Origin of the sequence: Cyanobium sp. N5-Cardenillas, from assembly GCF_024345515.1 — a bacterium.
GTDB lineage: Bacteria > Cyanobacteriota > Cyanobacteriia > PCC-6307 > Cyanobiaceae > Cyanobium.
The window spans coordinates 1-6,226 of the sequence record NZ_JAGQBG010000190.1 but is presented as its reverse complement, the minus strand read 5'-3'; the positions used below and the strand labels follow the sequence as shown (position 1 = coordinate 6,226).

Below are 6,226 nucleotides of genomic sequence, written 5' to 3'. Positions count from 1 at the left end.
CATGTCCAGTGGTGACGCCAAGATCATCAAGCGGCGACGGGGAGGCGCTCTCGGCCTTTTTGGCGGGTTCCTCGGGCAGCGAAGCGACCGCCTCCTCATCCGTTCCCTTGGGATCGGCGGGCTGGGGGATGGCCATGTCCTTGATGTTGGCCTGCCAGCGATCGTGGGCATCAATGGCCAGCAGGGGAAGCCAGATCGACTGGCTCAGCAGGGCCCAGGCGATGGCTTTGGGGCTGATGGTGGGTTCGCGGTACATGGCTTGTGGTAGGGGCGGCTTTGGGTGGAAACGGGTGGCCGATGCAGCGGGGTCAGCGGAAGTTGTTGTTTCTGTTGCCGTTAAATGTATCTCGGAAGAAATAATAGGAGCTGGCGGCCTGACTGAGGGGAACGATCACCTGGTTGATGACGTCAAGCGCCTCGGCGTAGAAGGTGCGGTTCACGATGATCGTGTCCCGGTCCCGCAGGGGTGGATTCAGCCCCTTGGAGACGCCGATCCCGTCCCTGTAGCTGAACACTTCACGGGTGGTGGTGCCGTTGCGGTTGAGCCGGACGAGCTCGATGTCGTTCTTGTTGGCCCGCCAGTTCTCAGCGCCTCCGGCCCGGAAAATGGCTTCGGCCAGGGGCGTGTTGGCGGGCACGCTGATGGTGCCGGGGCTCCTGACTTCACCGATCACTGAGACACTGATGGTCGCCGGGGCCAGGTTCGTGGCGCCGATCTGAAGAATCTCCTCAGGAATCAGCTCTTCGGTGCGGGCGATGACGATGGTGTCACCGTCGAAAAGGATCGGGTTCTGGCGTTGGTTGCCTGCCTGGAACACCTGGGCCAGATCAAGCACGGTCTGTTTCTGGCTGCCGTCCGGGCCAGCCAGCCGGCGCAGCAGAACCTTGCGGATGTCGGCGTTGAGGGTGACCCCCCCGGCCGTCTGGATCGCGGAAACCGGCGTGGAGTAGGACTGCAGCGGGTACAAACCAGGCCGGCCCACCTCGCCGATGATCGTCACCTTCACGGGGCGCGGAGATGTGAGGCTGAGGATCAGCTCAGGACGTACGAGCTGCTTGGCATAAAGGGAGGTGAGCCAGCGGGTGGCCTGGCCGATGGTGAGACCGGTGAGCTGGACCGATCCAAGCAGGGACAAGGTGGAGGTGCCATCGGGAAGGATGACGACAGGACCACCGATGGTGGAGGCGGAGGGATCGGTGAAGGTGAGCTGCAGACCGTCCCCGGGTCCGAGCACGTAAAGATCGTTGTAGACCTCCGTCACGGAGAGGGGAAGTGGCGCCGAGGTCGTAGGGCCGGGGCCGGGGGTGGCGCTGACAGCACCGGATCCCCTCAAAGGGGCCTGGGGGGAGAGTCCCTGGGGTACCGAAGCCCTCAGGCCGGTCGGGGCGAACACCAGGCCGGTGAAACCAACAAGGCCCAGGGCGGACAGGCGTCGCCGGATGGGCCGGCGGGACAGGCGTCGTGCGGTGGACAACCGTTCAGCCGCCTGGCCCGGGCCACCATCGGCCCCCTGGCGTACAGATGATCTGGGATGAAAAGCCACCGACGGTCATTAATCGGATTACCACCATAGACGGGCGCGTCAAGGGGCATTCTCGGGCGGTTGCCATTATCATCGGCACAAGTTTCTCCGCAGTTCATAACGTGACAACGACGGGTGTTCCTCCTGAGACCTTTCCGGGTGGAACGCCGCGCCCGCTGTCCTTTCCCCCCACGGTCGGTCCCGGGGCCGGCTTTCCCCAGTCTTTCGATCCCACGCTCCAAAGTCCCCTGAGCCCGTCTGGAGAGGGCCAGTCAGGGGGTGGAGGGCTGGGCGGTCTGGTCAGGACCATCAAGCGCCGCCAGTCCGTCTTCCTGGTCACCTTTGCCGTTGTCACCGGTGTCCTGGCGATCAACACCCTGAGGCAGCGCATCTTTTCACCCGTCTATCAGGGCGGGTTTCAGATGCAGATCAGCAACCCCTTCGATAACCCAGGCGGTGGTGGCGGCGGATCGGTGGAAAGCATCGCCCGTAGTGAAATCAAGACGGACGTACCCAGCCTCATCGTCCTGATGCGAAGTCCCCTGCTGCTCGGACCTGTCGCCCAGCGTCAGGGGGTGCCGCTGAGCGCCCTCGAAAGCAACCTCTCCATCAACCAGGAGTCCGCACGGGTTGACAACGTCCTCAACGTTTCCCTGCGCTGGCCCGATCCCGCCAAGGGCAAGGTGATTCTGCGACAGCTGGCGAAGGATTACACCGCCTTCTCCCTTACCCAGCGACAGGCTGCCGTGAACTCCGGTGTCCGATTCCTGGATGAACAGGCTCCGGCGATCGAGTCGCGGGTTCAGAAGCTCTCCCTGGAGATGCTCAAGTTCCGCGAACGCAATAACTTCATCGACCCCGAAACCGCGGCAGGCCAGATCCTCGGAGCGCGTGAGGGGCTCGTCAACCAGTTGCGCACCCTTCAGAACGAGCAGGTGCAACTCGACAGTCAGCTGAAATCGATTCAGACCGGCAAGCTGCAGTTCACCCCCAGTGGCGCCCCAACCGCCCTCGAGCAGCTTGGCCGCAACAGCGTTCTTGTCCCTGGCCGGGCCTCATCCGGCGCCGAGACCGCCAGGGAAACCGCCACCCCCCTCGACCTGCTCAACCAGTTCGAGCAGGAGCTGGCCACCGCCAAAGGCACGTTCAAGGAGAACTCCCCGATCGTCCAGTCTCTGCTGGCGAGACGCAACCAGCTGCTGCCCGTGGTCCAGCGCCAGGCTGCGGATGCCGTGAAGGCCAGGCTGCTCTCCAACGTGGCCCAGCAGGATGAAATCAACCGCCAGATCCTGCTTCTCAGCGAGAACTTCCGCAACAATCCGCAGAAGATGGCGGAGTTCGAGAGCATCAACCAGCGATTGTCCATCGCCAGGGAGCAGTACACCTCCTACATCCAGGCCAGGGAGCGCTACCGGCTCGAGATGGCCCGTTCGATCTCACCCTGGGAAGTGATCGGCCCCCCCGATTTCGGCGGCAGCCCGGTGGAGCCCAACATCCAGCGCAACCTGCTGCGCGCCATCATGATCGGCCTGCTGGCCGGGCTTGGCGCAGCGATCCTCCGGGAGAAAACGGACAATGTCTTCCATACCCCCATGGAGGTGGAAAAGGAACTTCAGCTGCCCGTGTTGGGCCTGATTCCCTACCTTCCCCTGGAGCCCGGTGTCGACATCGCCACCAGCATCTCCAAGATGTCCTCCAGCGAGCGCTTTGCGATCAAGGAGTCCCTGCGCAGTCTGTTCACCACCTTCCGGCTGCTTCGCGCCGACAGCAACATCCGCATGGTCGGGGTCACCTCCTCCACCCAGGGGGAGGGTAAATCCACCGCCGTCGCCGTGTTTGCCCGCACCCTCGCCGACCTTGGCCTGAAGGTGCTGGTCGTCGATTCCGACATGCGTCTGCCGATGCAGGCCAGATACCTGGGCGTGGAGCAGGGCGATGGCCTGTCCACCCTGCTGTCCGATTCCACTCGAAAACCAACCGAGTTCATTAACTCCATTGTCGAGAACATGGATGTGCTTCCTGCCGGTCCGAAGCCGCCCGATCCCGCCAAGCTGCTGAACTCCAGCCGCTGCAAGGATGTCATGGAGGAAATTCGAGCACTCCCCGGCTACGACATCGTCGTCGTGGACGCACCTCCCTGCCTGATGCTGGCCGATCCGATCCTGCTCGGGGAGAAACTCGATGGCATCTTGTTCCTTGTCGGACTGGGCAAGGTGAGCCGGGAACTGGCTCCCCAGGCCAGCCGCCGCATCCGGGCCTCCGGTGTGGATGTGCTGGGCATCATCTGCAACCAGGTGAATTTCCCGAGTCGCCTCAACGATTACGGCTACGAATACGGTTATTACTATCACTACGCCTATGCGTCGGCGTCCGGTTATGCGAAGAGTGCCACCGAGCCATCGTCTGGCGGATTCGGCAGTTATGTCCAGCGTTATCGCGACAGCTACATGAAGGGTGCCGCCACCAATTCCTATGTCAGCTCCCGTTACAACGAGGGAGAATCCGACGTCAAGACCTATTACCGGGACGAAGAGGGGCCATCCTCCGGGTCATCCCCCTCCAACGGCGGCAACCTCCCCAGCACCGGCAGCAGCTCCCTGCCTCCCGCCGAACGGGGCCCATCGCGTCGCCATCGCCAGGACGATGCTTCCGGTCATGGGCCGATCAGCTGGTTGAGGAAGCGCTTCGGGAAGAGGGGCTGAGGGGCCGGTTCACCCCTGGCGGACATCCGTCCTCCCTGGACTGGAGGACAGGATGCCATCCAGCATCACCAGGTGGTCGTAGATGGGCATGGCCATGGGGTGGCAGCGTCGAACCCAGGCCAGGGCGGCGAGCATGTCGATGCCGCGCAGCCGGGCCGTGAGTCCCACGGCGAGCAGGGGTGACCGTTCGTACCCCGCCATGCAATGCAGGTAGACGGGAGAAGTCTCGCTCACCAGGGCTTCGGCCCTGGCCAAGGCCAGGGCCAGCCTGGCGGCCTGCATCGGCTCCTGCTGCCGATGGTCGGGAAGGGAGATCCGGTCACTTGACCACCCGGGCGGCAGGATCAGTCCGGTTTCTTCCTCCGGGTAGCAACAGCTGAAGCGGCTGCGGAAACCGGCCTGTTCCAGCTGCTGCCAGTGCCAGTCGCTGCGTGGCATCGGGCCGATCGCCAGGCGATTGCTGAGAACCCAGCTGCAGGGCAGGGAGCGCTCCAGCACCGGCTGGGCCGGCCTTTCCGCCTCCCTGAGGCTCTGCAGAATCCGCCGCAGGATTCCGACCACTAGACGATCACCTGGGCGCTGGTGCAGGCCTCAGGCGTCGTCGACGCCCTTTCAGGCAGTTGGGCGGCCCCAGGAAGGCAGCGCGTGGTGGGTGTGAGGGCGATGGGTAAGGAAGCGTCGGGAGATGGGAATCGGGAAGCTGGCGGGGCGGTCGCCGGCCCGGCAGGTGGTTCCCCCTGGCCTAGCCCTGGGATCGAAGCACCGGCTCCACCAGGTCGAGCACCTGCCGCCACAGGCGATCAGAGGGCGGATCCCCTTTGGGACCGCGCAGACTGATCAAGGTGCAGGCATAGGTGCGGTTGGGCTCGAGCCCGATCACCCGCGCGACAGCGGAATCGATGCCGCTGGAGAGCTGGTCGGCATTGGCGGCGAGTTGGTCACGCGTCACCCCGAAGGCGCGAACCAAACCAGGTCCGCTCACCAGGCAGGTCTGGAAGACGGGTCGATCCTGGGCCAGGCCTGTCGCCGTTGGTACTGGTGTGTCGATGAGGCGTCGCTTGCTCAGCTTCAGGCTTGGCTGCGCTCGTCCCATGGTGCCGGTCTGAAAGTTGAACCGCTGGCGCACGGTCGCATGCATCAGGGTGAGTTCAAACCCCCCTCGAAGGGGGAAAACGACGGGTGCGGAAGTGGCCAGTTCATAGCGGCGCATGGCCGGCCAGGGGGTTGTGGAGGAGGGGCGTTTCGTTGGGGACAGGAGATTGGCCTCACGCAGCCCTGCTTCCAGCTGCTGGGTGGGCAAGGGGCCGGGAGCCTCCTGCCAGCGCGGAAACACGATCGCCTGGGTGGCCAGGAGTGCACTGACGGTGGCAAGGGTGGCGTACCACCGCACCAGCAGGGGAGCGGTGATCACGTGCTGCCCTCCTGGGGCGGTGGAGCCGGAAGCGGAGGCAGTTCCCGCTCCAGAAGGCGCATGTAGACCATGCCGAACATCAGGACGGCGACGCCGGAAAAGACCAGGGATCCGGTGCTCTCGTGGAAGAAATCGAACCACCAGCTTCCCTTGGAGTGGCCATGGCCCGCGAAGACGGGCAGCAGGGCGATCCGGAAGGTGTTGCTGATCAGCCCGATCAGCGGCGCGATCACGAAGAGCAGGCAACGACTGGTCCAGGACCGGATCGGGAAGGCCAACAGGAAGATGACGGCGACGCAGAGGATCTGGGCCATCAGGTCGACCCCGTTGCAAGGCCCGAGCACCCTCACGCCCCCCCCCGGCAGCAGCACGCTGCGGGTGTTAACGGTCACGTCAAGTCCCAGGATGCTCAGCCACAGGCCGGAGAGCCGGGCGGTGAGCAGGCTGATGGGCGCCTCCGGCAAGATTCGCATCAACAGGGCGAAGCCAGGCAGGAGCAGCAGGCAGAGCAGGGGATCGCGGAAACGGCCCAGCTTGGCGGGCTTCTCGGCCATCAGGCCCAGGGCGAGACCACCGATCGGAGCGAGGCC

The 6,226-nt window shown here is 64.4% G+C and carries 6 protein-coding genes; 1 reads left to right on the top strand and 5 read right to left on the bottom strand.

What is annotated here, in order from left to right; translation table 11 throughout:
* Together KBZ04_RS13430 and KBZ04_RS13425 are read right to left on the bottom strand one after the other, a co-directional pair.
* On the bottom strand, positions 1 to 256 hold a 256-nt coding region (locus KBZ04_RS13430; RefSeq protein WP_254992412.1), incomplete at its 3' end, for a hypothetical protein.
* A gap of 52 nt (positions 257 to 308) precedes the next feature.
* Positions 309 to 1,475: an SLBB domain-containing protein gene (locus KBZ04_RS13425; protein ID WP_254992411.1), complete on the bottom strand. Its 1,167-nt coding sequence runs from the start codon at positions 1,473 to 1,475 to the stop codon at positions 309 to 311.
* A gap of 470 nt (positions 1,476 to 1,945) precedes the next feature.
* Between KBZ04_RS13425 and KBZ04_RS13420 the strand changes: the two genes are divergently transcribed.
* Entirely contained in the window at positions 1,946 to 4,225 is a 2,280-nt protein-coding gene (locus KBZ04_RS13420) for a GumC family protein (protein WP_254992410.1), read from the top strand.
* Positions 4,226 to 4,234: 9 nt separating this feature from the next.
* On the opposite strand, the gene KBZ04_RS13415 is transcribed toward KBZ04_RS13420, so the two are convergent.
* The 3 genes from KBZ04_RS13415 to KBZ04_RS13405 all read right to left on the bottom strand — a co-directional run.
* Positions 4,235 to 4,786: a hypothetical protein gene (locus KBZ04_RS13415; RefSeq protein ID WP_254992409.1), complete on the bottom strand. Its 552-nt coding sequence runs from the start codon at positions 4,784 to 4,786 to the stop codon at positions 4,235 to 4,237.
* Between the two features lie 181 nt (positions 4,787 to 4,967).
* Complete coding sequence (locus KBZ04_RS13410) at positions 4,968 to 5,636, bottom strand: hypothetical protein (RefSeq protein ID WP_254992408.1); 669 nt, start codon at positions 5,634 to 5,636, stop codon at positions 4,968 to 4,970.
* The coding region (locus tag KBZ04_RS13405) for an exosortase/archaeosortase family protein (protein WP_254992407.1) at positions 5,633 to 6,226 on the bottom strand (594 nt) is incomplete at its 5' end. The genes KBZ04_RS13410 and KBZ04_RS13405, both read right to left, overlap by 4 nt.